Source organism: Allobosea sp. NPDC003192, from assembly GCF_050275675.1.
Lineage (GTDB): Bacteria > Pseudomonadota > Alphaproteobacteria > Rhizobiales > Beijerinckiaceae > Allobosea.
On sequence record NZ_JBNNPK010000002.1, the window covers coordinates 172925 to 198071 of the forward strand.

23 protein-coding genes are annotated in these 25147 nt (G+C 68.1%); 8 read left to right on the plus strand and 15 right to left on the minus strand.

All coding sequences use genetic code 11. The features are described from left to right. Position 1 precedes the first annotated feature (1 nt). From ACQKLX_RS03565 to ACQKLX_RS03580, 4 genes are all read right to left on the minus strand, one after another. Positions 2–1273 (minus strand): NAD(P)/FAD-dependent oxidoreductase, encoded by a 1272-nt coding sequence (locus ACQKLX_RS03565; RefSeq protein ID WP_427359555.1) that lies wholly within the window; start codon positions 1271–1273, stop codon positions 2–4. A gap of 64 nt (positions 1274–1337) precedes the next feature. Beyond that, positions 1338–1718: a methylglyoxal synthase gene (locus ACQKLX_RS03570; protein ID WP_427359557.1), complete on the minus strand. Its 381-nt coding sequence runs from the start codon at positions 1716–1718 to the stop codon at positions 1338–1340. A 21-nt stretch (positions 1719–1739) separates the two neighbouring features. Continuing rightward, a complete protein-coding gene (locus ACQKLX_RS03575) occupies positions 1740–2120 on the minus strand; it encodes a cupin domain-containing protein (protein WP_427359559.1) in 381 nt (126 codons plus the stop codon). Next, positions 2117–3154, minus strand: coding sequence for a LacI family DNA-binding transcriptional regulator (locus ACQKLX_RS03580; RefSeq protein WP_427359560.1), 1038 nt, complete (start codon positions 3152–3154; stop codon positions 2117–2119). Before ACQKLX_RS03580 ends, ACQKLX_RS03575 begins: the two co-directional genes overlap by 4 nt. Before the next feature lie 146 nt (positions 3155–3300). Between ACQKLX_RS03580 and ACQKLX_RS03585 the strand changes: the two genes are divergently transcribed. The 5 genes from ACQKLX_RS03585 to ACQKLX_RS03605 are packed head-to-tail and all read left to right on the plus strand — an operon-like array spanning position 3301 to position 10025. Then, positions 3301–4578, plus strand: a complete 1278-nt coding sequence (locus ACQKLX_RS03585; protein WP_427359562.1) for an ABC transporter substrate-binding protein — start codon at positions 3301–3303, stop codon at positions 4576–4578. Positions 4579–4583: 5 nt separating this feature from the next. Further along, entirely contained in the window at positions 4584–5612 is a 1029-nt protein-coding gene (locus ACQKLX_RS03590) for a carbohydrate ABC transporter permease (protein WP_427359564.1), read from the plus strand. Further along, a complete protein-coding gene (locus ACQKLX_RS03595; RefSeq protein ID WP_427359566.1) occupies positions 5609–6661 on the plus strand; it encodes a carbohydrate ABC transporter permease in 1053 nt (350 codons plus the stop codon). Before ACQKLX_RS03590 ends, ACQKLX_RS03595 begins: the two co-directional genes overlap by 4 nt. Then, on the plus strand, positions 6658–7728 hold the full coding sequence (locus ACQKLX_RS03600; protein WP_427360090.1) for an ABC transporter ATP-binding protein: 1071 nt from the start codon (positions 6658–6660) through the stop codon (positions 7726–7728). Before ACQKLX_RS03595 ends, ACQKLX_RS03600 begins: the two co-directional genes overlap by 4 nt. Positions 7729–7748: 20 nt before the next feature. Beyond that, positions 7749–10025 (plus strand): glycoside hydrolase family 31 protein, encoded by a 2277-nt coding sequence (locus ACQKLX_RS03605; RefSeq protein WP_427359568.1) that lies wholly within the window; start codon positions 7749–7751, stop codon positions 10023–10025. Positions 10026–10082: 57 nt separating this feature from the next. Here the strand turns inward: ACQKLX_RS03605 and ACQKLX_RS03610 are convergent, their stop codons facing one another. From ACQKLX_RS03610 to ACQKLX_RS03630, 5 genes are read right to left on the minus strand one after another with little or no spacing between them, the layout of a single operon-like run. Next, complete coding sequence (locus ACQKLX_RS03610) at positions 10083–11405, minus strand: MFS transporter (protein ID WP_427359570.1); 1323 nt, start codon at positions 11403–11405, stop codon at positions 10083–10085. Between the two features lie 55 nt (positions 11406–11460). Then, the gene (locus ACQKLX_RS03615) at positions 11461–12537 is read right to left on the minus strand and encodes an Ldh family oxidoreductase (RefSeq protein WP_427359572.1); all 1077 of its coding nucleotides are present in this window, start codon (positions 12535–12537) and stop codon (positions 11461–11463) included. A gap of 44 nt (positions 12538–12581) precedes the next feature. Further along, the gene (locus tag ACQKLX_RS03620; RefSeq protein WP_427359574.1) at positions 12582–13313 is read right to left on the minus strand and encodes an SDR family oxidoreductase; all 732 of its coding nucleotides are present in this window, start codon (positions 13311–13313) and stop codon (positions 12582–12584) included. A gap of 1 nt (position 13314) precedes the next feature. Next, positions 13315–14445, minus strand: a complete 1131-nt coding sequence (locus ACQKLX_RS03625) for a mandelate racemase/muconate lactonizing enzyme family protein (RefSeq protein WP_427359575.1) — start codon at positions 14443–14445, stop codon at positions 13315–13317. Positions 14446–14469: 24 nt separating this feature from the next. Then, entirely contained in the window at positions 14470–15153 is a 684-nt protein-coding gene (locus tag ACQKLX_RS03630; protein ID WP_326874649.1) for a GntR family transcriptional regulator, read from the minus strand. A 147-nt stretch (positions 15154–15300) separates the two neighbouring features. On the opposite strand from ACQKLX_RS03630, the gene ACQKLX_RS03635 reads away from it, so the two are divergent. Both ACQKLX_RS03635 and ACQKLX_RS03640 read left to right on the plus strand, forming a co-directional pair. Beyond that, on the plus strand, positions 15301–16005 hold the full coding sequence (locus ACQKLX_RS03635; RefSeq protein ID WP_427359576.1) for a GntR family transcriptional regulator: 705 nt from the start codon (positions 15301–15303) through the stop codon (positions 16003–16005). Between the two features lie 176 nt (positions 16006–16181). Beyond that, a complete protein-coding gene (locus ACQKLX_RS03640) occupies positions 16182–17141 on the plus strand; it encodes a dihydrodipicolinate synthase family protein (protein ID WP_427359577.1) in 960 nt (319 codons plus the stop codon). A 48-nt stretch (positions 17142–17189) separates the two neighbouring features. Here the strand turns inward: ACQKLX_RS03640 and ACQKLX_RS03645 are convergent, their stop codons facing one another. Further along, positions 17190–18224, minus strand: coding sequence for an Ldh family oxidoreductase (locus ACQKLX_RS03645; protein WP_427359578.1), 1035 nt, complete (start codon positions 18222–18224; stop codon positions 17190–17192). A 97-nt stretch (positions 18225–18321) separates the two neighbouring features. Here ACQKLX_RS03645 and ACQKLX_RS03650 point away from each other — a divergent pair, with 97 nt between their 5' ends. Then, positions 18322–19323: a 4-hydroxyproline epimerase gene (locus ACQKLX_RS03650; protein WP_427359579.1), complete on the plus strand. Its 1002-nt coding sequence runs from the start codon at positions 18322–18324 to the stop codon at positions 19321–19323. A gap of 54 nt (positions 19324–19377) precedes the next feature. Here the strand turns inward: ACQKLX_RS03650 and ACQKLX_RS03655 are convergent, their stop codons facing one another. From ACQKLX_RS03655 to ACQKLX_RS03675, 5 genes are read right to left on the minus strand one after another with little or no spacing between them, the layout of a single operon-like run. Next, complete coding sequence (locus ACQKLX_RS03655; protein ID WP_427359581.1) at positions 19378–20223, minus strand: sugar phosphate isomerase/epimerase family protein; 846 nt, start codon at positions 20221–20223, stop codon at positions 19378–19380. Positions 20224–20237: 14 nt separating this feature from the next. Continuing rightward, complete coding sequence (locus ACQKLX_RS03660) at positions 20238–20852, minus strand: NIPSNAP family protein (RefSeq protein WP_427359582.1); 615 nt, start codon at positions 20850–20852, stop codon at positions 20238–20240. A gap of 21 nt (positions 20853–20873) precedes the next feature. Further along, positions 20874–22592: an FAD-dependent oxidoreductase gene (locus ACQKLX_RS03665; RefSeq protein WP_427359584.1), complete on the minus strand. Its 1719-nt coding sequence runs from the start codon at positions 22590–22592 to the stop codon at positions 20874–20876. Beyond that, complete coding sequence (locus ACQKLX_RS03670) at positions 22589–24310, minus strand: FAD-dependent oxidoreductase (protein ID WP_427359586.1); 1722 nt, start codon at positions 24308–24310, stop codon at positions 22589–22591. Before ACQKLX_RS03670 ends, ACQKLX_RS03665 begins: the two co-directional genes overlap by 4 nt. 8 nt (positions 24311–24318) lie before the next feature. Next, complete coding sequence (locus ACQKLX_RS03675) at positions 24319–25125, minus strand: shikimate dehydrogenase family protein (RefSeq protein ID WP_427359588.1); 807 nt, start codon at positions 25123–25125, stop codon at positions 24319–24321. Positions 25126–25147 lie beyond the last annotated feature (22 nt).

Here is a 25147-nt window from a genome sequence, read left to right on the forward strand (position 1 = left end):
GTCAGCCGCGTTCATCGCGCTTCACGTCGCGCTGGGTGATCAGACGCGCGCTGCGCTGGTCTCGGGCGTGGATCCAGAGCCAGCTCAGCGCGACGCTGAGCCGGTTGCGCACGCCGATCAGGAAGTAGATGTGCGCCAGGCCCCAGAGCCACCATGCGAGCCAGCCCTTCAGCTTCACGCGGCCGAAATCGATGATGGCGACGCGCTTGCCGATGGTGGCGAGGCTGCCAGCATGGCTGTAGGCGAAGGGGCGCGCCGCCTTATCCCCCGCGAGCCGGCGCTGGATCGTCGCGGCGACATGGCGGCCCTGCTGCTTGGCGGCCGGTGCGATGCCGGGCACCGGCTTGCCGTCCTGGTCCATCACGCTCGCCGTGTCGCCGATGACGAAAATCTCGGGATGGCCGGGCACACTGAGATCGGGCTCGACCTCGACGCGGCCGGCGCGATCCATGGGCGCAGCGACCCAGGCACCAGCCGGCGAGGCGCGCACGCCCGCGGCCCAGATCACCGTTGCCGCCGGCAAGCGCTCCTTGCCGATCATGACGCCGTCGCGGTCACAAGCGGTGACCGGCGCGCCGGTGCGGATCTCGACGCCGATCCGCTGCAACTCCTTGTGCGCATAGGCTGCAAGCTCCTCATCGAAGCTCGGCAGGATGCGTGGGCCGGCTTCGACCAGTACGACCCGGCTCGTGCGCGTATCGATCCGGCGGAATTCCTTTGGCAAAGTGGCGCGCGCCAGTTCCGCGATCGTGCCGGCGAGCTCGACGCCGGTCGGCCCGGCGCCGATGACGACGAAGGTCAGCAGCGCCGCGCGCCGTTCGGGATCGGTCTCCGCTTCGGCGCGCTCGAAGGCGGTGAGGATGCGGCGGCGGATCGTCGTAGCGTCTTCGAGGGTCTTCAGGCCTGGCGCATGGGGTTCCCAGTCGTCATGGCCGAAATAGGCATGGGTCGCGCCGGTGGCGATGACGAGCGTGTCGTAGTGCAGGACCTCGCCGGTCGAGAGCGAGACCTCGCGCCTGACGGTATCGATGCCGGTCACCTCGGCGAGCAGCGTGGTCACGTCGCTGCGGCGCCGGAACAGATGCCGGATCGGCCAGGCGATCTCGGAGGTCGCAAGCGAGGCGGTGGCGACCTGGTAGAGTAAGGGCTGGAAGAGGTGATGGTTGCGGCGATCGACGATGGTGATGCGCACATCGGCGCCAGCGAGGCGGTGCACGGTCTCGAGCCCGGCGAAGCCGCCGCCGATCACCACGACATGATGCGGTTCGCTCATCGGCAATCCCTCGTTCCGGCAGAACAGGCCTTGTGTAGCACGGTTCTGCCCACGGAAGCGCGAATCAGGCCTTCAGCAGCCCCGACTGCGCCAGCGCGGTCGCAGTGCGCGGGCTGAAGGCGGCTGGGATGTCGTAGACAAGGACCAGCCGCAGCAACGCCTTGACGTCGACGTCGTGCGGCTGCGCCTGCAGCGGGTCGGGGAAGAAGAACAGCGCGTCGAGCTCACCCTGCGCGATCATTGCGCCGATCTGCTGGTCGCCGCCAAGCGGGCCGCTCTTGACCAGCCGGATCTCCAGATCGGGCATCGACTGCTTCAGCACCGAGCCGGTGGTGGCGGTGGCGACGATGCGGTGCGGCATGATCAGCTCGGCATGGTCGCTCGCCCATTGCGCCAGCTCCGGCTTCTTGCGGTCATGCGCGATCATCCCGATCGTCAGCGGCATCGTCGATTTCCTTCGTTTGCCTCAGGGCACCCAGCGTCGCGACTGCTCGGCGCGGTCGTCATAGCTTGCCTCGAAGATCGGCGAAGCAAGGGTGGCGCGGACCTTGAGGATGCCGTCGCCGATATTGCGGAAGCCATGGCGGGCGCCGGCCGGGATCACGATGGACTGGTTGGCGCGTAAGGTCAGGCGGTCGCCGCGCAAGGTGACCTCGGCTTCGCCCGCCATCACCTCCAGCACCTCCTCGACGGCATGGAGATGGATGGGGGCGCCGAGGCCGGGATCGCAGAACTGCTCGAAGATGCAGAGCTGGGCCGAGCGCACCAGCGCCGAGACCCGCATCAGCGTCATCACACCCTCGCGCCATTGCTCAAGTGGCTGGGTCTCGTGGTCGATGAGGCTCATGCCGTTGCCTTCTGTGCCAGCCCAACCATTGGCGGCTCGTGCGGGATGCGGACCTCCGCCGTCGGCTCGCCGCTCCAGAGCGATTGCAATTGGCTGACGACGTGGCCGCCGAAGCTTTCATAGGGGATGCGGATCGAGGTCAGCCAGGGCGCGATCCAGTGGTTGAGCGCGTTGCCGTCGACGCCGACCAGGGTGCAGCGCTGCGGGATCGGCACATCGCTTTCGACCGCGAGCCGATAGGCGCCATAGGCGATCAGGTCGCTGACGCAGAGCGCGCCTTGCGGCCAGCCGTCGTCCTGCACCAGTGCCCTGGCGGCGGCGTAGCCGATCTCGATATGCGACAGGCCGGGGCCGCTGGCGCGGCGGATCGCATCCTCCGGTACGCCGCGTGCGACGAGGCGATCGATGAAGCCGGCGGCGCGCTCCTGCGTGCTCGAGACGTTCTGCGCGGCCATCAGCACGGCCGGGCGCTCGATGCCGCGCGCCAGCATGAAGTCGGCGGCGTCGGCCCCGGCGGCGCGGTTGTCGATGCCGACATAGGCGCCGCCGCCGAGCGGATTGTGGCGGGCGACGAAGACCATCGGATCGCCGCGATCCAACGCTTCTTCCAGACCGCGGCTGCGCACGGCACTGACCATCACATAGCCGGCTACGAACTGCTCGCGCATCGCCTGGAGGTAGTCATCCTGAAGCTCGGCGCGGTCATGGGTGTCGCAGAGGATCATGACGTAGCCGGCGGCACGCAGCGCCGCCTCGGTCGAGACCGCGATCGCCGCCATGGCGGGGTTGTCGAGATTGGGCGAGAGCATCGCCACGACCCGGCTGGCGCGCTGGCGCAGCGCCCGGCCGACCGGGTTCGGCCGATAGCCGAGGCGGGCGATCGCCTCCTCGACGCGGGCCACCGTTTCGGGCGAGGCCCGCCCGCTTTCGCCATTGACGATGCGCGACACCGTCGAGATCGAGACGCCGGTATCTTCCGCGACGGTGGTGAGCGATACCGAACCCTGATGTGCCCTGGCGGCCCTGCTCTTCATCGCGCTCCATCCCCGATTCTGCGCCTGGCGAACCGGCACCCAAGAGATGCCGGCTCACTTCGGGATTGACAAGCAAGGCAAACGTTTGCCTAAATGATTGTCAAGGTGCTCATCGAGGCGCCGGTTCAAGCGGGGATGGAACGCTCATGCACAGCAAGCATTGGATTTCGGCACTCGCCTTGACGGCCGGCCTCGTCATGGGCGGGATCGCGCAAGCCCAGACCACGGTGCGCATCGCCTGGTATTCCGACGGCAATGAGGGCGAGGTCATCACCGACCTGCTCAAGCGCTTCGAGGCCCAGAACAAGGACATCAAGGTCGTGCTCGACCAGGTGCCCTACAAGGCCATCACCGAGAACCTGCCCGTCCAGCTCGCCTCCGGCCAGGGGCCGGATATCGCCCGCGTCGTCGATCTCGGCGGCATCGCCCGCTATGCGCTCGACCTGCGCCCGCATCTCAAGGACGCGGCCTATTGGGAAAAGAATTTCGGGCCGTTCCTGCCCTGGATGCGCCCGGAAGGCGACAGCAAGGCGATCACCGGCTTCATGACGCAGCTCACCGTCACCGGCCCCTTCGTCAACAAGACCCTGTTCGAGCAGGCCGGCATCGCCATGCCATCAGCCAAGGCGACCTGGGAAGACTGGGGCAAGGCGGTGAAGGACGTCGCCGCCAAGGTGCAGGCGCCGTTCCCGCTGGCGATGGACCGCTCCGGCCACCGCTTCTTCTCTGTCGCCGTCTCGGAAGGCGCCAAGGTCTTCGACGCCAAGGGCGAGCCGGCGGTGATCGACGACGGTTTCAAGCGCGGCGCCAAGCTGGTCTATGACTGGCACAACAACGGCGTGATGAAGAAGGAGCTCTGGGGCTCGGTCTCCGGCACCGCCTATCGCGGGGCCAATGACGAGTTCAAGAACGCCCAGGTCGTGATGTACCAGTCGGGCTCCTGGCAGATCGCCCAGTTCGACAAGACCGTCGGTGACGCCTTCGACTGGGTCGCGGTTCCCTCGCCCTGCGGCGCGGGCGGCTGCTCGGGCATGCCGGGCGGGGCCGGCCTCGTCGCGATCAAGACGACCAAGAGCCCGGAAGCCGTCGCCAAGGTGATGGAGTATCTCGCCAGCGAGCCGGTGCTGAGCGAGTTCTATGCCCGTTCGCTGTTCGTGCCCGGCCATCTCGGCATCGCCGCCAAGGGCCTCGACTATCAAGGCGCCAGCGCCCCGGCCAAGGCCGCGCTCAAGGTCTTCTCGGACCAGGTCGCGCAGCTCTCGCCGGTCGCCTACCAGCTGCAGGGCTATACGAGCAATCGGGTTATCTTCAACGCGGTGATCAGCCGGCTCGGCCAGGCGATCTCCGGCGAGGGCAGCCTCGACGAGGCCTATAAGCGGATCGAGTCGGACATCGCCCAGCAGATCGCCGAGCGCAAGAAGTAAGGCGGATGGCCTCCGACGCTCCCACCCCCGCGGCGTCCTCGGACCGCGCCGGCGCAGCGAGCCTCTTCGCTGCGCCGCTTGCGGTCCTGATGCGGCTGATCGACTGGCCGATGCAGGTTCTGCAGCGGCTGATCGGCGAGCGCCGGATGGCCTATGTCTTCTTAGCTCCCAATCTCGTTTTCTTCTCGCTCTTCGTTTTCCTGCCACTGATCATCAACTTCGTCTTCTCGGTGACGGGCGGAGCGGGGCTGTTCCCCTCGGAGCGGCCTTATGTCGGGACGCAGCAATACGCCTATCTCTTCGATTGCGGCTCTTTCCTCGATCCATCCTCCTGCCGCGAAGACCATTTCTGGCGCGGCGTCGCCAATACCGCGCGCTTCACCGTCTTTCAGGTCACGGCGATGGTGCTGTTCTCGCTGCTGACGGCGGTGGTGCTGAACATGAAGATCCGGGCGCGCGGCTTCTTCCGCGCGGTCTATTTCTTCCCGGTGCTGCTCTCGCCGGTGGTGGTGGCGCTGACCTGGAAGTGGATCCTGCAGCGCGACGGCCTGCTCAACGCCGCGATCACCTCGCTCGGCGGCGAGCGCATCCTGTTCCTGGTCGATCCGAGCTGGGCGATGTTCTGGATCGTCTTCGTCTCGATCTGGGCCCATATGGGCTTCTACACGCTGATCCTGCTCGCTGGGCTGCAGGCGATCCCGGCCGATCTCTATGAAGCCGCCGAGATGGATGCGACGCCGCGCTGGCGGGTGTTCTGGCGCATCACCCTGCCGCTGCTCTGGCCGAACATGATCGTGGTGATCGTGCTGGCGCTGATCCGCGGCGTGCAGACCTTCGACGAGGTCTTCGTGCTGACTGGCGGTGGGCCCGGCACCGCGACGCTGATGGTGGTGCACTACATCTACGAGACCGCCTTCGCCAACCAGGTCCAGAATTTCGGCCTGGCGGCAGCCGCCTCCGTCGTGCTCGGCGTCGTGCTGTTCGCGCTGACTTTGGCCCAGCTCGCGGCGAGCCGCCGCAAGGGGGCGGCATGAACAGGCTCGCCCGCATGGCGGTGGCCCGCCGCAACCCCGGCCGCTGGCATTGGACCGATATCGCGGCCTATACCTATCTCGCATTCGGCGTCGTCCTGATGTTCGGGCCGGTGCTCTGGCTCGGCCTGTCCTCTTTCAAGACGCAGGCCGGCCTGCTCGAATTCCCGCCCTCGCTGCTGCCGATGTCGCAGAAGGAGGTCCGGGTCGAGGGCCACGCCCAGCCGCTGCCGCTCTTCGAAGTGACGCTGGAGGACGGCAGCAAGCGGGTGCTGGCGCAGGTCCGCCGCATTGGCATCCAGGCGCAGATGGTCGACCCGGCCAATCCCGGCCAGAGCATCCGCGTGCCGATCGACAAGCGCACCCCGGTGCGCGAGTTCAAGCTCGCGACCGAGAACTATACCGAGCCACTGGAGCGCTTCGCCTTCATGCGCTTCCTGTGGAACTCGGTCTTCGTCACCGCGGTCGCGACGCTGATCACCCTGGTGATCAACTCGATGGCGGCCTATGCGCTCTCGATCTACGAGTTCCGCGGCAAGACGGCGGTTATGCTGATGGTGATCGGCACGCTGATGATCCCGATCACGATCATCCTCGTGCCGGTCTATCTCGTCATCACCAAGCTGGGCCTGGTCAATTCGCTCTGGGCGGTGATCCTGCCGGGCGCGGCGACGCCGACCGGCGTCTTCCTCCTGCGCCAATACATGCTGACCCTGCCGCGCGACCTGATCGAGGCGGCGCGCATGGACAAGGCCTCGGAGTGGCAGATCTACTGGCGGATCGTCATGCCGCTCGCCATGCCGGCGCTGGCCGTGCTCGCGATCTTCTCGATCATGTGGCGCTGGAACGAGTTCCTCTGGCCGCTCGCGGTGCTGACCAAGACCGAGGCCTATACGCTGCAGATCGGCCTCAACGCCTTCCAGGGCGAATTGCAGACGCAGTGGCACTACCTGCTCGCGATGACGGTGGTGACGCTGCTGCCGGTCGCGCTGGTCTTCGTCTTCCTGCAGCGCTTCATCACCACCGGCATCGCCAATACGGGAATGAAATAATGGCGGGACTGAGCCTCTCTGGCGTCCGCAAGGCCTATGGCGCGACCACGGTGCTGCATGGCATCGACCTCGATGTTGCCGATGGCGAGTTCGTCGTCTTCGTCGGCCCGTCTGGCTGCGGGAAGTCGACCCTGCTGCGCTCGATCGCCGGGCTGGAAAGCATCACCGGCGGCACGATCGCGATCGACGGCGCCGACGTCACCGGCCTGCCGGCCTCGGAGCGCGGCCTCGCCATGGTGTTCCAGTCCTATGCGCTCTACCCGCATATGAGCGTCTACGCGAACATGGCCTTCGCGCTGGAAAACATGGGCTTCAAGCGCGACGAGATCGATCGCCGCGTCAAGCGCGCCGCCGGCATGCTGCGCCTGACTGATTATCTCGAACGCAAGCCCAAGGCGCTTTCCGGCGGCCAGCGCCAGCGCGTCGCCATCGGCCGCGCCATCGTGCGCGATCCAAAAATCTTCCTGTTCGACGAGCCGCTCTCGAACCTCGACGCCGAACTGCGCGTCGCCACCCGCAAGGAGCTCGCCGCGCTCCACGCCGAGATCGGCGGCACGATGATCTACGTCACCCACGACCAGGTCGAGGCGATGACGCTGGCGCATCGCATCGTCGTGCTGCATGGCGGCAAGATCGAGCAGGTCGGCACGCCGCTCGAGCTCTACAACCGGCCGGACAATCTCTTCGTCGCCGGCTTCATCGGCTCTCCGCGCATGAACCTTTTGCCGGGCAAGGTGGTGAGACCGGGCACGGTCGCGATCGGCGAAGCCGGACATGAGGTTGCCTGCCGGACCGGGAGCCTTTCTGCGGACGCCTCCGTCACGCTCGGCATCCGGCCGGAGCACCTTGCGCTCGCTGCGCAGGATGGCGGCGTGCCGCTCGCGATCGAGCTGGTCGAGCGTCTCGGCGGCGAGAGCTACCTCTATGGCGCCTCGCCCGGCCTGCCCCAGATCACGCTCCGGCTCGACGGCCAGAGCGAGCACCAGCGCGGCGCCGGCGTCGCGCTCGCCTTCCCGCAGCAGCATCTGCACCTGTTCGACGAGAACGGCCGGGCCGTCCGGTCCTGACGACTGACTAGAGAGATCCCATGAAAGCCCTGACGCAAGGCCGCTATCTCGGCCGCGACGGCGAAGCCGCCTTGTTCGATGTCGGCCTCGGCGCGACGATCGCCGTCCGCATCCTCGAAGGCGATATCGGCCGGGTGACGCTGAAGCCGCAGGACGGTTACCGGCTCGACCGCGGCTGGTCGATCGCGCCGGGCGGGCTCGAGCCGCCCTATGAAGGGCGTCCGCGCGACGATCTCTCCGGTTTCACCTGCCCGCAGGCGAGCGTCAGCGAGGGACAGGGCAAGGTCACGCTCTCGGCCGGCGGTCTCTCCGCCGAAGTGACGCTCTCGCCCTTCGGCATCGCCTGGCGGCGCGAGGGGGAGGCTGAGCCCTTCCTGCAGGACCGCACGACGCAGGCCTATCTGATCTCGCCGCGCACCGGCGCGGTCTCGCATTTCATGGCGCGCGACTATGCCGAGCGGCATTATGGGCTCGGCGACAAGGCCGGCCCGCTCGACCGGACGGGGCGGCGCTTTGCGATCGACGCGGTCGACCCCTGCGGCTTCGACGCCGAGCTCTCCGACCCGCTCTACAAGATGCTGCCCTTCTTCATCGTCGACGGGAAGGCGGGTGCCCATGGCGTCTTCTACGACAACCTCTCGACCGGCAGCGTCGATCTCGGCTGCACGCTCGACAACTATCATGGCCTGTTCCGCTCCTGGAAAGGCGACGATGGTGATCTCGACTATTACGTCATGGCCGGCCCGACCGTGCCGGATGTGGTCCGCCGCTTTTCCTGGCTGACCGGCGGGCAGGCTTTTGCGCCGCGCTGGTCCTTCGGCTTCGGCGTGACCTCGATGGCGATCGCCGATGCGCCCGACGCCGACGCCCGCATCAGCGACTTCATCGCCAAATGCCGCAAGCACGCCATCCCCTGCGACAGCTTCCATTTCGGCTCGGGCTACACCCAGATCGGCCAGCGCCGCTACGCCTTCAACTGGAACCGCGACAAGTTCCCGGAGCCGCTGGCGACGATGAAGCGGCTGAACAAGGCCGGCATGCACACCGTCGCCAATCTGAAGCCCTGCCTGCTCGACGACCATCCACGCCTCAAGGAAGCGCTCGACCAGGGCTTCCTGGTCAAGGATTCCAGGACCGGCGAGCCTGCCGTGGCGCAGTTCTGGGACGGGCTCGGCTTCCATATCGACTTCACCAACCCGAAGGGCCGGGCCTGGTGGCGCGCCGGCATCGAGACGGCGCTGCTCGATCACGGCTTCACCACGGTCTGGAACGACAACAACGAATACGAGATCTGGGACGAGGACGCGGTCTGCGACGGCGACGGGCGGCCCTTCCGGCAGGCTCTGGCGCGCCCCGCGCAGCCGCTCTTGATGACCAAGCTCTCCTATGAGGCTCAAGCTGCGCGCGAGCCGGGCAAGCGCCAGTATTCGATCACGCGCGGCGGCTGCGCCGGCATCTCGCGCTATGCCCAGACTTGGTCGGGCGACAACGAGACTGCCTGGAAGACGCTGCGCTACAACCTGACCCAAGGGCTCAATATGAGCCTCTCGGGCATGTTCTCGATCGGCCACGATGTCGGCGGCTTCCATGGCCCGACGCCGGGTCCCGAGCTGTTCGTCCGCTTCAACGAGTTCTGCGCGCTCTGGCCGCGCATGGTGATGAACTCCTGGAACGATGACGGCGTCGTCAACCTGCCCTGGATGTATCCGGAGATGGTGCCGCAGGTGCGCGAGGCGATCTCGCTGCGCTACCGGCTGATGCCCTATCTCTACACCCAGATGTGGCGGGCGAGCCGCGACGGTATCCCAGCCGTGCGCCCGCTGCTCTACGATTTCCCGCAGGACGCGGCTGCCATTGCGGTCGACGACGTCTTCATGCTCGGCCCGGACGTGCTGGTCGCGCCGGTGCTGGAGGAGGGCGCGCGCGAGCGCGCCGTCTACCTGCCGCAGCACGGGGGCGGCTGGTATGACTGGCATGACGGCATGCACTATCCCGGCGGCGTCACCGTCACGGTTCCCGCGCCGCTCGGCCGGCTGCCGCTGTTCGTGCGCGCCGGAGCGTTGATCCCGCTCGGCGATGCCAAGGGCATCAGCACCGAGCGCGAGGTGCTGGTCTGCGGCGTGGTCGAAGGGGCGTCCGGCGAGCTCTACGAGGACGATGGCGAGACTGCCGACTGGCGCGGCGCCGGTTCGACGCTGATCCGCTTCCATGTCCGCAATGGCGAGGTTGCGATCGAGCAGCAGGGTGAGGCCAAGCCGCGCTTCAACAAGATCGCGATCCGGCAGATCGGGCAGTAGACCGGGAAAGCGGGCTGAGCCTGCGGCTTCGACTGCAGGCTCAGCCGAGGCGTCACTTCATTCGCTGCCGCGCTCATAGGAGCGCGAGCGGACGGCGAGGACGGCGATCGCCGTCACGGCGCAACACAGCATCAGATAGGCGACGACATAAGTCGGCTTGCCGCCGCCGGCCGTGACGAGCGCGGCTGCGATGAAGGGCGTCGGCCCCGCGATCGCGACGCTGTTGAGCTCGCGCGTCATGGCGATGCCCGAGAAGCGGTAGCGGGTCGGGAACAGGTTGGCGAGGAAGGCGCCCTGCGCGCTCGCCAGCCCGCCGAAGCCGATGCCGTAGCCGATGCTGAGGGCGATCGTGCAGAGGACGATGTTCCCGGTGTCCAGCAGCGCGAACATCGGGAAGGCGTAGCAGAACACGAAGACCGCGCCGAACAGGTAGACCTTGGCATGCCCGACGCGGTCGGCGAGGGCCCCGATGATCGGCGTCGTGACGATGCCGGTCAGGGTCGCGATCATCACCGCGGTCAGCGAGTCTGTGCGGGTCATGCCGAGCGTATTGGTCATATAGCTCAGGCTGAAGGCGCTGAGGATATAGGCGTTGGCGTTATGACCGGTGACCGACAGGAAGCCGAAGAGCAGTTCGCGCGGGCTCTTGCTGATGAGCTCGCGCAGCGGGACCTGCGCCTCATGGCGCTTCTCGGCCGCCTTCTCCATCGCCGCGACGTATTCCGGCGTCTCGTCGAGATGCTTGCGGATGTAGAGAGCGACGAAGAATAGCATGCCGGAGGCCAGGAACGGCACGCGCCAGGCCCAGCCGAACAGGGTTTCCTCCGACAAGAGCGAGACCAGCAGGAAGCTCAGCGTCGCCAGCATGATGCCGACCACGGTCGCCGCCTGGAGATAGGCGGTGTAGTAGGCCTTGCGCTCCGGCGGCACGTATTCGGCGACGAGCGTGACCGCGCCGGCATATTCGGCGCCGGCGCCGAAGCCTTGCAGCAGCCGCAGGATGACGAGCAGCACCGGCGCCCAGATGCCGATCTGGGCATAGGTCGGCAGCAGGCCCATCGCCACGGTCGAGGCGCCCATCAGCGCGATGGTGAAGATCAGGGCCGGCTTGCGGCCGAAGCGGTCGCCGATATGCGAGATCACGATGCCGCCGAGCGGCCGGCTGAAGAAGCCGACCGCGAAGGTCGCGAAGGCGGCGAGCACGCCGGCCGATTCCGAGAATTGCGGGAAGAACAGCTTGTTGATGATCAGGCCGGCGGCTGCGCCATACAGCGCGTAGTCGAACCATTCGATGACGGTGCCGATCGTCGCCGCCGTGACGGCGCGCCGGATATTCGCCTGTTCGGCCGGTGACTTTCCGGCCGCGATCGCCTGGGACATGGGGTTTCCTCGAAGCTTTGTTGTTCTGTGGGAAGAAAGGCCGGCGAACGCGGGATCACGCGATGGCGGCCGGCATGGGAAGGCCGAAGCGCGCCGCGCTCTCGGTGAGGCCGGCGACGATCCCGGCGGAAAGCTGGACGCCGTCGCGCAATTGCCGCTCGCGCCGGGCGAGTGCGTTGGCGCCGGGGAGATCGACATGGTCGAAGCCGGGGCGGGGCTGCGCCGCATGGCAGCGCTCCGCCAGGACCGCGACCTGGCGGTTGAAGTTCTCGGTGCCGCCGAAGGCGGCGGGGTCCATCACCAGGATGAAGACCGCCGCGCTCCAGCCGTCGCCGCCCTCGGCGCGTCCGCGTCCGGCGAGGCAGCCGGTGAGGAGCTCGACGATGAGCCCGATCGAGAAGCCCTTATGGCCGGCCTCCAGCCCGCCGAGCGGCAGGATCGAGCCGGGCGGCTCGGCAGCGATGACGTTCGGATCGGCGGAAGGGCGGCCCTGCGCATCCATCAGGAAAGGGTGCGGCAGATGTTCGCCGCGCTGGCGGAAGGCGGCGACGCCGCCATTGGTCATCAGCGCCGTCGACATGTCGATCAGGATCGGCGCATCCGGCGCGGGCGCGCCGAAGGCGATCGGGTTTGAGGTCAGCACCGGCGTGACGCCGCCGAAGGGAGCGACGCTGCTGTGGCCGGGATCGGTCAATGTCAGCAGCATCAGGCAGCCGGCGTCGATCGCCGGCTGGAGATAGGCGCCGAGGCAGGCGGTGTGGTGGCTGCGCTGGATCGCGACGGCGCCGAGGCCGAAGCGCTTGGCCCGAGCGATCGCCTCGGCGGTGGCGCGGCGTGCCAGCCAGGGGCCGGGCAGCTTGTGCCCGTCCCAGGTCTGGCAAGCGCCGATATCGTGGAGGATCTCGGGCTCGCCGTCAGCGGTCATGCCGCCGCTCTCGATCTCGCGCAGATAGAGCGGCAGCAGGGCAAGGCCATGCGTCGACTTGCCGAGCAGGTCGCCCTCGACCAGAACCTCGGCGATGTCGCCGGCCTTGTCATGCGGCAAGCCGGCACGCTCCAGCAGGCTGCGCGCCAGTGCTTCGAGCTCGTCGGCGCGATAGCGCGCTCCTCCGTGCCGAGAAGGCTGGCCCATGCGAAATCCTCCTGTCGCCTCATGCCCGTGAGGTCGTCGGGCCTTCAGATCGTCCAGCCGCCGTCGATGATGTGGGCCTGGCCGGTGGTGTAGGTCGCGCCTGCCAGGTAGACGACGAGATCGGCGATCTCCTGTGGCGTGCCGATCCGCCCGATCGGCTGGCGGGCGACGAAGGCGGCGCGGGTCGCCTCATAGTCGCCCTGTGCGCTCAATCGCTGCTGCAGCGATGGGCTCTCGACCGTGCCGGGGCAGATCGCATTGCAGCGGATGCCCTCGGCGACATAGTCGGCAGCGACCGACTTGGTCAGGCCGAGGACAGCGGCCTTGGTCACGCCATAGGCGAAGCGGTTCGGCACGCCCTTCACGCTGGAGGCGACCGAGGCCATGTTGACGATGCAGCCGGACTTGCGCTCCAGCATGCCCGGCAGAGCCGCCTTGATCGTGCGCACCATCGCCTTGACGTTGAGGTCGTAGGCGAAGTCGAGATCGGCTTCGCTCGCCTCCAGCACCGTGCCGCTCTGGACGATGCCGGCGCAGTTGAAGAGCACGTCGACCCGGCCGACCCCAGCGAAGAAGGCAGTGACGGCGGCGGCGTCGAGCACGTCGAGCCTGCGGCGCTGCAGGTTCGGCCCGGCCTTAATCGCGGCCAGCGCATCCTCGTTGATGTCGGTCGCCCAGACGATGGCGCCGGCGCGGTCGAAGGCCTCGGCGGTGGCGCGGCCGATGCCCTGGCCGGCGGCGGTGATGACGACGACCTGTCCTGTGAGCTCGGCCATCTCAGGCTTCCGTCTTGAGGGCTGGGGCCGCGCCATGGCTCCTGCGATGGACGATCGTGCGCTCCAGCGCCTGCCAGTCCCAGTCGATGCCGAGGCCGGGCTGGTCGGACGGGATCGCCTTGCCGTTCTCGATGCGGATCGGCGAGGAGGTGACGAGGTCGAGCTGCGGGATGTATTCGAGCCAGCGGCTGTTGGGCACGGCGCAGCACAGGCCGAGATGGATCTCCATCAGGAAGTGCGGGCAGACCGGAACGTTGAAGGCCTCGGCCATGTGCGCGACCTTGAGCCAGGGCGTGATGCCGCCGATGCGGCCGACATCGACCTGGACGATCGAGCAGGCACCGGCCTCGAGATAGTCCTTGAACTGCGAGAGCGAATACATGGACTCGCCGACCGCGACCGGCACCGTCGTCGACTGCGACAGGCGGCGATGGCCGCCGACATCGTCGGCATGGATCGGCTCCTCGAACCAGGCGACGTCGAGCTTCTCGTAGTGGCGGGCACGCCGGATCGCCTCGTCGAGCGAGAGGCCCTGATTGGCGTCGGTCATGATCTCCCAGCCGAAGCCGACCTTGTCGCGCACGGCCGAGAGGCGCTTGACGTCCTCGGCGACATGCGGGCGCCCGACCTTGACCTTGGTGCCGCCGAAGCCGCGCTCCTTGGCCTTGACGGCCTCGTCGACGAGTTCGGCCTCGTCCATATGGAGCCAGCCACCCTCGGTGTAGTAGAGGTCGATGCCGGTCTTGGCGCCGCCGGCGAGACGGTGCAGCGGCAGGCCGGCCTTGCGGGCGCGCAGGTCCCAGAGCGCGGTGTCGATCGCCGCCAGCGCGATCGAGGTGATGGCGCCGACCGTGGTGGCGTGGACGCGGTAGAACAGCGTGCGCCATAGCCCCTCGATCTCCTCGGCATCGCGGCCGATCAGCACGGGCGCGAGATGGTCGTCGATCAGCTTGCAGACCGAGGAGCCGCCAGTGCCGATGGTGTAGCTGTAGCCGGTGCCGGTGACGCCGTCGGCATCGGTGATGCGCACCAGCGGCGTCTCCTGCAGCTCGAAGCTCTGCACGGCGTCGGTGCGCTTGACCTTGGGCTTGAGGTCAGCCTGCAGCACGTCGACGGATACGATCTTGGCCATTCCGGGGTTCCTTGTCGGGATATTTCAGCGCGCGTTCGGCTGGTCGGCATGCCAGCTGCCGTAGCGACGCCATGAGGTCGTCAGATGGGCCGCGACGGCGGCCTGCGCGCCGTCCTCGTCGCCGCGCTCGATTGCGTCGAGGATGGCGCGGTGCTCGTCCAGCATCGGGCCGATATCGTGCGGGATGCGGCTGAACAGGCGGGCATGGTGCAGGTGCGGATGCAGGCTGCGCACCGCCTGGGCCAGGATCTCGTTGCCGCTGGCGGTCAGGATCGCCTCATGGAAGGCCTCGTCGGCCTGGCTGGCGCCGACATAGTCCGATGTCTGCCCCTGTGGTGGGGCCGCCGCCATGGCTGCGATGCTCTCGCGCATGCGGGCGATGGCATCGGGATCGCGGCTGCGGGCGAGCTGCCTGGCGGCCCAGCCCTCGTTGAGGATGCGGAAGTCGCGGAGTTGCTCGAACCAGTCGCGTGATGGCTCGGGTGCGACGGAAAAGCCGGTGAAGGACGCCGCCGCGACGAGGCCGAGCCCCGCCAGCCGCGTCAGCGCCTCGCGGATCGGCGAGACGCTGACCGCGAACTCGCGCGACAGCGCATCGATGTTGAGCTTCTCGCCGGGCGCATAGTCACGATCGAGGATGCGCTCCATCAGCAGCGCCGTCACCTGATCGACCAGCGCGACGCGCGCCAGCACGGGCTTGCGGATCATCTCCAGTCTCCTCCCTTGACGGCCCTTATCGTTCAAAGGCCAACGATCGTCAATGACCGATCGTGCATGATCGATGAAACGATGATGTAAGGCTGTTTGCCGCGACCTCCGTGGGGCTGTATTCGTCATGTCGACAAGGGACTGCACATGACCGACAAGACCATGGCCGCTCCGGCCGAGCGCAAGCGGGGCGAGGGCGTCAAGCTCGTCTACGACATCCTGCGCGACGACATCATCGACCTCGTGCTGCCGCCGGGCAGCCCGATCGACGAGATCCAACTGGCGGAGCGGCTGTCGATGTCGCGTACCCCGATCCGCGAAGCGCTGGTGCGTCTGGCGAGCGAAGGGCTGGTGACGACGCTGCCCAACCGTTCGACGGTGGTGTCCAATATCGACTTCCTCAACCTGCACACCTTCTTCGACGCGATCACGCTGATGTATCGCGTCACCACGAGGCTGGCGGCGCAGTTCCACGTCCCGGCCGATCTCGACGTCATCCGCGCCCGGCAGGCGGCTTTCGCCGGGGCTGTCGAGGCCCACGACGCGCTCGCCATGATCGCGACCAACCGCGATTTCCACGCCGCGATCGCCGAGGCCGGGCGCAATCCCTACTACACCGGGCTGTTCTGCCGCCTGCTCGACGAGGGGCGGCGTATCCTGCGGCTCTATTATTCCTCCTTCGAGGATCGCCTGCCGCAACGCTATGTCGCCGAGCATGAGGAGATGATCGCGGCGATCGCGGCCCGCGACGTCGAGGGCGCCGACCGGCTGGCCAAGGCCCATGCCGACCAGATCGTCCAGCAGATCCAGCAGTTGATCGCCCGCGACCGGCGCCAGACGCTGGCGCTGTAGCGCGCACCCCAAACCTCGCCTTTTCGCCACTCCGGAGCCGTCTGTGACGTCCCGGAACGGCGAGTTCTTGCGTCGTAGTTTTTCTTGTCGACAAATAAAATACAAATAGTATTATGTCTGTCGATCGAGGCGGCGCGACAGGCCGCCCGTGGAAACGCCAGCCCGAGGAGCGCGTGATGAAGGCCCAGATCTTTTCCGGCTGCATGCCGGCGCTGATGACCCCCTGCAAGGACGACCGCAGCCCCGATTTCGAGGCGCTGGTGCGCAAGGGCAAGGAGCTGATTGCCACCGGCATGTCGGCCGTGGTCTATTGCGGCTCGATGGGCGACTGGCCGCTGCTGACCGATGCGCAGCGCATGGAAGGCGTCGAGGCGCTGGTGAAGGCCGGCGTGCCGGTGATCGTCGGAACCGGCGCGGTCAACACCGCCTCGGCCGTCGCTCATGCCGCCCATGCCCAGAAGATCGGTGCCAAGGGCCTGATGGTGATCCCGCGCGTGCTGTCGCGCGGTTCCGTGGTCGAGGCGCAGCGCCACCATTTCAAGGCGATCCTCGCGGCGGCGCCCGATCTGCCGGCGGTGATCTACAACAGCCCCTATTACGGCTTCGCCACCCGCGCCGACCTGTTCTTCGCGCTGCGGGCCGAGCACCCCAACCTGGTCGGCTTCAAGGAGTTCGGCGGCGGCGCCGACATGCGCTACGCCGCGGAAAACATCACCAGCCGCGACGATGACGTCTCGCTGATGATCGGCGTCGACACCTGCGTCTTCCACGGCTTCGTCAATTGCGGCGCGACCGGCGCGATCACCGGCATCGGCTGCGTGCTGCCCAGGGAGGTGCTGCACCTCGTCAGCCTGAGCCAGGCGGCGGCGAAGGGCGATGTCGAGGCGCGGCGCCTCGCGCTCGAGCTGGAGGCGGCGCTCGCGGTGCTCTCCTCCTTCGACGAGGGGCCGGAGCTCGTCCTCTATTTCAAGCACATGATGGTGCTGAAGGGGGACGCCGAATATACGCTGCACTTCAACCCGACCGATGTGCTCGGCGAGAGCCAGCGCGGCTATGTCGAGGCGCAGCTGAAGCTGTTCGACAGCTGGTATGCGCAGTGGTCAAAGCAGGCCGGTGCGCTCAGGCACGCCGCCTGAGGATTGCTCAGGGCAGGCCCTCCTGGCGACGGGAGGGCCTTTTTGCTGTCAGGACACAGCGTTGAGCCCCAGCGCCTCCAGCCGGTCGAGCTGCTCGATCTCGGCGGCGGTCAGGGTGATCCCCTCCGCCAGCGCGCCCTCGCGGGCCTTGAAGCGGCGCTGCGAAGGCAGGCGCGCGCCCTGTCCGGCGATCGCCTCGAACAGGATCTCGGCACGGGCGAAGGGATCGCCGGGGCGGCCGGCGGCGAAGCGTTCGGGTGAGAACGCCAGGATCAGTTCGCCATGCTGCGGCGCCAGCGTCGTGGTGCCCAGGAAATCGAGCGCGCCCTGGCTGGTCAGGTCGCCGATCATCACACCGGCCAGCAATTCGATCATGGTCGAAATCGCCGAGCCCTTGTGCCCGCCGAAGGGCAGCATCGCCCCGGCGAGCGCGGCGGTCGGGTCCGTGGTCGGCTCGCCCGCGGAATCGAGCGCCCAGCCCTCGGGCAGGGGCTTGCCGGCCCGGCGATACAGCTCGATCTCGCCGCGCGCCGCGACGCTGGTAGCGAAGTCGAAGACATAAGGGTGCCCGCTTTGGCGCGGCCAGCCGAAGGCGAGCGGGTTGGTGCCGAGCAGGGCGCTGGTTCCGCCGGAAGGCGCGACGGTAGCGTAGCTCGGGCACATCGCCAGCGCGGCGACGCCCATTCCCGCCAGAACCTCCACCTCCGGCCACAGCGCCGAGAAATGCGTGCAGTCGTTGATCACCAGAGCGGCAAGGCCGAGCTTCCTGGCTCGCTCGGCGAGAGCAGGAGCTCCGAGCTCGAAGCCGGCGCAGGAGAAGGCGCCGCCCGCCGAGACGCGCAGCACGGCCGAGCCGTCATCGTGCAGCACCGGCTCGGCGTCAGGCGAGACCTTGCCGGCCTTGATGGTGCGCAGGCAGCCTTCGACGCGGTAGACGCCATGCGACTTGCAGCCGTCGCGCTCGCCGGCGGCGATCACGCGGGCCAGCGCCGCGGCATGAAGCGGCGACAATCCACCCTTGCGGAAGACCGCCTCGATCCGGCGCGTCAGCGCCTCCATGCTGAGGATCGTCGTGTCGGTCATGGTGCGCGTTCCGCTCGTTGCAAATCTGCATACTTGCTGTATTCAAAAAGCCGACATGACTTCAAGCGGGCGTAACGCCTCAGGAAGGTTCTGCTCCATGGCCAGCCATACCTTCTCCTGCATCGACGGCCACACCTGCGGCAATCCGGTCCGTCTCGTCTCAGGCGGCGGGCCGCGCCTGGAAGGCGCGACCATGCTGGAGAAGCGGGCGCATTTCCTGCGCGAGTTCGACTGGATCCGGACCGGGCTGATGTTCGAGCCGCGCGGGCACGACATGATGTCGGGCTCGATCCTCTATCCGCCGACGCGGCCCGATTGCGACGTCGCCGTGCTGTTCATCGAGACCTCGGGCTGCCTGCCGATGTGCGGCCATGGCACGATCGGCACGATCACCATGGGCATCGAGAACGGGCTGATCACGCCGCGCGAGCCGGGCAGGCTCTCGATCGATGCGCCGGCCGGCAAGGTCGAGATCAGCTATCGCCAAGAGGGCCGCTTCGTCGAGGAGGTTCGCCTCACCAACGTTCCGGGCTTCCTCTATGCGGAAGGGCTGACCGCCGAGGTCGAGGGGCTCGGCGAGATCGTCGTCGACGTCGCCTATGGCGGCAATTTCTATGCGATCGTCGAGCCGCAGAAGAACTTCCGGGACATGGCCGACCATACTGCCGGCGAGCTGGTCGGCTGGTCGCCGAAGCTGCGGGCGGCGCTGAACGCGAAATACGAATTCGTCCATCCGGAGCATCCGGAGATCCGGGGGCTGTCGCACATCCAGTGGACCGGCAAGGCGACGCAATCAGGCGCCCATGCCCGCAACGCCGTGTTCTACGGCGAGAAGGCGATCGACCGCTCGCCCTGTGGCACCGGCACCTCGGCGCGGATGGCGCAGCTCGCCGCCAAGGGCAAGCTCGGGGTCGGCGACGAGTTCGTGCACGAGTCGATCATCGGCTCGCTGTTCAAGGGGCGGGTCGAGGCGGCGACGACGGTGGCGAACCATCAGGCGATCATCCCCTCGATCGCCGGCTGGGCCCGCATGACCGGCTACAACACCATCTTCATCGACGACCGCGACCCGTTCGCCCACGGCTTCGTGGTAAAGTAGGCGAAGGCGCGCCGGCCGTTACGCTGGCCAGCCTGAGCCTTCATTAGCGGGCGTTCACGCATCCCGCCGCAGCGACGCACCCCTGGCCACCGCCACATCGCGGGCGGAAAGGGTCGCTTGTGCCGCGGCCAGCGCCTGGCGGGCCCATTCGCGGACGCCGAGCTGCGCGGTGCGTTCGAGATGTGGGACCTCGACGCTGACCGGCAATTCTGCCGGGAGCTGGCTGAAGATGCCGACGAGGTCGATGCCGCCTTCGCCGGGCAGCAGGCGGGCCTGCCGGGCGGTGTGGATCAGGCCTCCGGTCGTGGTTGGAATCTCGGCCGGCGCATCGCAGAGCTGGGCATAGCTCAGGCGCGCGGCCGGGATCGCGGCGATGTCCGCGAGCGTGGTGCTGGAGCGGCCGGCATGCAGCGCGTCGACCAGCACGCGGCCATTGGGCTGATCGGCAGCGCTGACGATGCGCAGCGCCGTGCTGGCGTCCGGAACCTTCGTCCACGGCATGAATTCGAGATCGCCGGTCAGGCCATAAGGCGCCGCCGCCGCGCAGAAGGCGGCGAAGGAGGCGGTGAGCCGGCTCTCGTCGGGATCGTCGCCGGCGACCAGCACGGCGCGTGCCTGCAGCGCGCCGCAGACCTCGAGGAAGGGCTTGATGGCCTCGACGGAGAAATCGGCACCGAGCCGGATGATCTCGACATCGAAGACCGGGACACCGCCGGCGATGGCGCGCCGGGTTTCGGCCAGTAGCGCGGCGTCCTCGATCAGCGGGCTGGTGTCGCCGCCCGGCGCGGCCGGCAGCGCGCGCAGGCCGACGGCGTTGTAGCCGAGCTCGGCGGCGAGCCGGACCGCATCGGGCGGGCTCAGCGGCACGGTGGTGAGATAGGCGAGCGACATCAGCGGCATGATCGATACCCTTGTCAGGCGAGCGGCGAGATCGCGGTCGGCAGGGCGATCGTCGAATACATTTCGCCGGTCAACCATTCCGGCCCGCCCTTCGGCGGCCAGATGCCCTTGGCGACGGAGTCGGCCCGGACGGCGGCGCGCTGATCGAGGCTGGCGAAGGGCCAGATATGAGTGAAGCGCGGCGGCCCGTCGAGCGCATACATGGCGATGACCAGCGGGGAGAGCTCGACGCGCGCCGGCACGGCGGCCTGCCAGGCGGCGATCGTCGCCGGCACGCCGCCATGCTTCAGCATATAGGTGCGGATCTCGTAGACGGCACCGAACTTGCCGGGCTGGACCGGCGGCAGGAAGGGGAAGGGCGCATAGCTGTCGAAGGCCAGCCTGGCGATATCTTCGCCGGCGCCGAACGGATTGCCGCTGGCGAGCAGGCGTTGGCGCTCGGACAGGAGCTCGGCCTCGTCGGCGAAGCTGCGCAGCAGGATGACTTGGTTGAGCGTGCCGATCTCGCTCGCCCAGCAGCCGAGCAGTCGGCCCTTGGCTTCCGGCGCCTTCAACGCAGCGTCGATCGCGGCAACGACAGCCCCGGCCTTGCCGAGGCGAACGGTGAGGGTGGCGATTTCATAGCGCATGGCGGGTCTCCGGACGCGGAATCAGGAACGGTTGTTGGCGAGCGGGATGCCGCCGGCATGATGGGCGGCGACATAGCCGAAGGTCATGGCCGGGCCCAGGGTGATGCCACCAGCCGGATAGCGGCCGGCCATCATGCTCGACATGTCGTTGCCGACGGCATAGAGGCCCGGGATCGGCGCATCGCGGTCATCGAGCACGCGCGCCTGCGCGTCCGTTTTGAGGCCGGCGAAGGTGCCGAGGCTGCCGGGCACGATCCTGACCGCATAGAAGGGCCCCGGCCCGAGCGGCGCGACGCAAGGGTTCGGCTGATTGTCGGCCGCGCCCTGGATGCGGTTATAGGGGGTGTCGCCGCGGCCGAATTCGGGGTCGCGCCCTTCGGCGGCGGCGGCGTTGTAGGTGTCGAGCGTATGGGCCAGCCCGGCGGCGTCGATGCCGCAGGCAGCGGCGAGCTCTGCGATCGTGGCGCCGCGCTTGAGATAGCCGTTGCTCAGCCAGGGCTGGATCGGGAAGGGGCGGGGCCGGACGCGACCGAGCCCGTAGCGGCGCAGGAAGCGGTGATCGCAGAGCAGCCAGGCCTCTGCCGGCTCGCCCGCCGGAGTCGCTGCAAAGAGCGCCTGCATCACGTCGTGATAGGAATCGGCTTCGTTGCCGAAGCGCCTGCCGTCGCGGCGGACCATGAGCGCACCGGGCTTGGCCCGCTCGACCAGATGCGGAAAGCGGCCGGGCTCGCCACCGGACTTGGGCACCAGCGAGACAGGAGCCCAGGCGCCCGCATGCGGCAGGTCCGCCTCGATATGTCCGCCCGCCGCCTCGCCAAGCCGGAGGCCGTCGCCAGTGTTGCTGCGGGGCGCCGCCGACCAGTGCTCGCGGCCAGTCGGCGCATGCGGGAATAGCGCCGACTTGCGGGCAAGATCATGCGGAAAGCCACCGGTGGCGAGCACGACGCCGCGCGTCGCCCGGATCGTCTGGCGCTGGCCCTCGTGCTCGACGACCGCGCCGGTGATGCGCTCGCCATCGCGCAGCAGCTCCACCGCCGCGGTCTCCTTGAGCAAGGCTATGCCGAGATCGTCGGCGGATTTGAGCAGGCGCGCGACGAGGGCGTTGCCATTGACCAGATGCAGGCCGCGGCCATGGCTGGCACGGTCGACAAAATGGCGCGCCAACCGGCGCAGCACGTGCAGGAAGGAAGAGAGCTTGCGCGTCGCGTTGAGGAAGTGCTGGAGGTCGGCGCCGGAGGCGATGTTCATGCCGAAGGGTGCGATTTCGGCCAGCGGTGGGCGCAGATCCTGTAGGCGCGTGCCGAGCTCGCGCCCGTCGAAGGGCTTGGCGCAGAGCGAGCGGCCGCCGGTGCCGGCGCCGGGCGTGTTGCCGTGGAAATCCGGCATCCGGTTGCCGTCGATGAAGTCGACAGCGCTCTCGCGCCGTAAGAACTCGACCATGCGCGGCCCCTGCTCGATCAGCATGGTGACGAAGGCCTCGTCATAGCCCTCGGCGAGCTCGTGGCGCAGATAGGTCCGGATCGTTTCCTCGTCCTCGTCGATCCCGGCGGCGCGGGCGAGCGGATTGCGCGGCAGCCACATCCAGCCGCCGGACCAGGCGGTGGTGCCGCCGAAATGGCGCTCCTTCTCGATCACGACGACGTCGAGGCCGAGCACGGCGGCGGTGACGGCACTCGCCAACCCGCCGGCCCCGGAGCCGATCACCAACAAATCGCAGGAGCTGGGCAGGTCACCGCTCATCCCGCAGTATGCTCCCCGAGCGCGTGGCGGACCGCGCACCAGGCGAAGGTGATGGCCGGGCCGATGGTGATGCCGGGCCCCGGATAAGTGCCGCCCATGATCGACTGCGCCTCGTTCCCGCAGGCATAGAGCCCGCCGATCGGCTGGTCGCCCTCGCCCAGCACCTGTGCGTTCTCGTCGATCACGAGCCCGGTCGCGGCGCCGATGTCGCCGGGCGTCAGCTTGACCGCATAGAAGGGCGCGGTCGCGATCGGACCGAGCGTCGGATTGGGCAGGCCGCGCGAGGCGTCGCCGTTGACGCGGTGATAGTCGGTGGTGCCGCGGCCGAACTCCGGATCGACGCCTTTGCGGGCGTGATCGTTCATGCGGGCGATGGTTTCGGTGAGCGTCGCAGGGTCGATCGAGAGCTTGCCGGCGAGCTCGGCGATGCTCGCGCCTTCGACGAGATAGCCGTCGGCGAGGAAGGGCCTGAGGTCGCGCGTGCCCATCCTGACCATGCCGAGCCCGTAGCGCCTGAGACCCTCGGCATCGGTGATGATCCAGCAAGGGATGGTCGGGCGCGTGCGGTTCGCCTCGAACATGGCGCGGCTGAACAGGTGATAGGAGGTGGATTCGTTGACGAAGCGCCGGCCGGTCTGGTCGACGCAGACGGTGCCCGGCTTGCTGCGGTCGAGCACGAAATGCGGGAAGACGGCGGTCGAGCCATCCGACCGTTGCCGCGTCGAAACCGGCGCCCAATAGGCGTTGTCGCGGCTGCCTTCGCCGTAGCGCGCGCCGAGCTTCAGTGCGAGGTCCTGCATCGCACCGGTATGGCCGGGAGCGGCGGGGCTGAGCGCCGGCGTCGGGGTATGGAGCATGGCGCCGCGACGCTGCGGGTGGCGATTGAAGCCGCCGGCGGCGAGCACGACGCCGAGGCCGGCTGCGATCGCGCGCGTCACGCCGCCCTGCTCGACGACGACGCCGGTGACGCCTTCGGGACCGCTCTGCAATTCGGTGATCGTGGCATTGAGCAGGACGGTGCCGCCATGCTGCTTCAGCGTCAGCAGCAGGCCGCCGATCAAGGCGTTGCCCATGACGAGGCGCGTGCCACGCTTGCCGCGGAGGCGGTCGAGCCCGTAGCGGCCGAGAATGGCGGCCGCGTACTTGAAGGAGACCCAGGAGGTCTTGAGCCTTAGCAGATGGCCGATATCGGTGCGGTCGATCATCATGCCGCCGAACAGGGTGAATTCGGGGATCGGCGGGCGGATGCGCTGGAGATCGGCGCCGAGCCGGCGTCCGTCGAAGGGGATCGGCTCCAACGCACGCCCGCGCAAGGTCGAGCCTTCGACATCCGATTCATAGTCGGGATGGGTGGCATAAGGGCGGAAATGGACCGCGGTTCGCTTTTCCAGCGTGGCGATCGCCTGCGGTCCCGCGCGCAGGAAGGCCTCGCGCAAACGTGCCGAGGAGTGGTTGCCGACGACGCCGTCGAGGAAGCGGGCGGCCTTCTCCAGCGAGTCCCCCGTCGCGACCTTCTCGGCATGCAGCGAGTTCGGGACCCAGGTCGTGGCGGCGGAAAGCGCGCTGGTGCCGCCGACATGATCGGTGCGCTCGACGACCAGCACCGAGCGGCCCTCGATCGCGGCGAAGACGGCCGCTGCCAGTCCCGCGGCGCCGGAGCCGGCGACGATGACGTCGTAGGATGTCTGCTCCGGCAGTGCCGCCAGCGTCGTGAACATCATGGACCTCAGCCGATACGCTCGCCGGCGAGCAGGAAGTCGACCATGGCGCTCTGCAGCGCCTGGTACATGTCGCTGCCGGTCGAGGTCTGGCAGCCGCGCTTGCGGGCCGCCTCGATCAACGGCGAGACCACGGGAACCGTGATGACGCAGCCGACGAAGGTATCGGGTGCGAGCTTGTCGACCTCGACCGGCAGCGGATCGCCCGGCTTCATGCCGGCGGGCGAGGCGTTGGCGACGAGCTCGAATCCGGTCGGATCGGCCGAGCCGACGCGGACCTTTGCGCCGTTGCGGCCGTCGAGGCGGGCGATGAGCCGGTCGCGGCGCTCGGCGTCGGCATCATGGATGGCGAGCTCGCACACGCCGGCATCGACGAGGGCGAGCGCGATCGCAGAGCCGGCGCCGCCTGCGCCGACCAGCAGCGCGCGCTTGCCGGCGGGCTCGCCGCCATTGGCCTTGACGGCGCCGACGAAGCCGAGTCCGTCGACGATGTCGCCATGCCAGGAGCCGTCCTTGCGCCGGCGCATGATGTTGACCGTGCCGAGGAAGTCGCCGCGCTCGGTGGCGCTGGCGCAATGGCGATGGCAGGCGAATTTGTGGGGCACGGTGACGATGATGCCGTCGCAGTTCGGCACATGGTCGAGCGCGGAGAGAAAGGTGGCGAGATTCTCGGGCGCGACGCGTACCGGTGCGACGATGCCGTCATGGCCCCGCGCAGCGAAGGCCGCCGTCATGCCGGCTGGCGACTTCACCTGCGCGATCGGCTCGCCGACGATGACGTTGAGGCGCGTCGCGCCGGTGATGGTGATGCTCACGGTCGTATCCTCCGTCGACGGC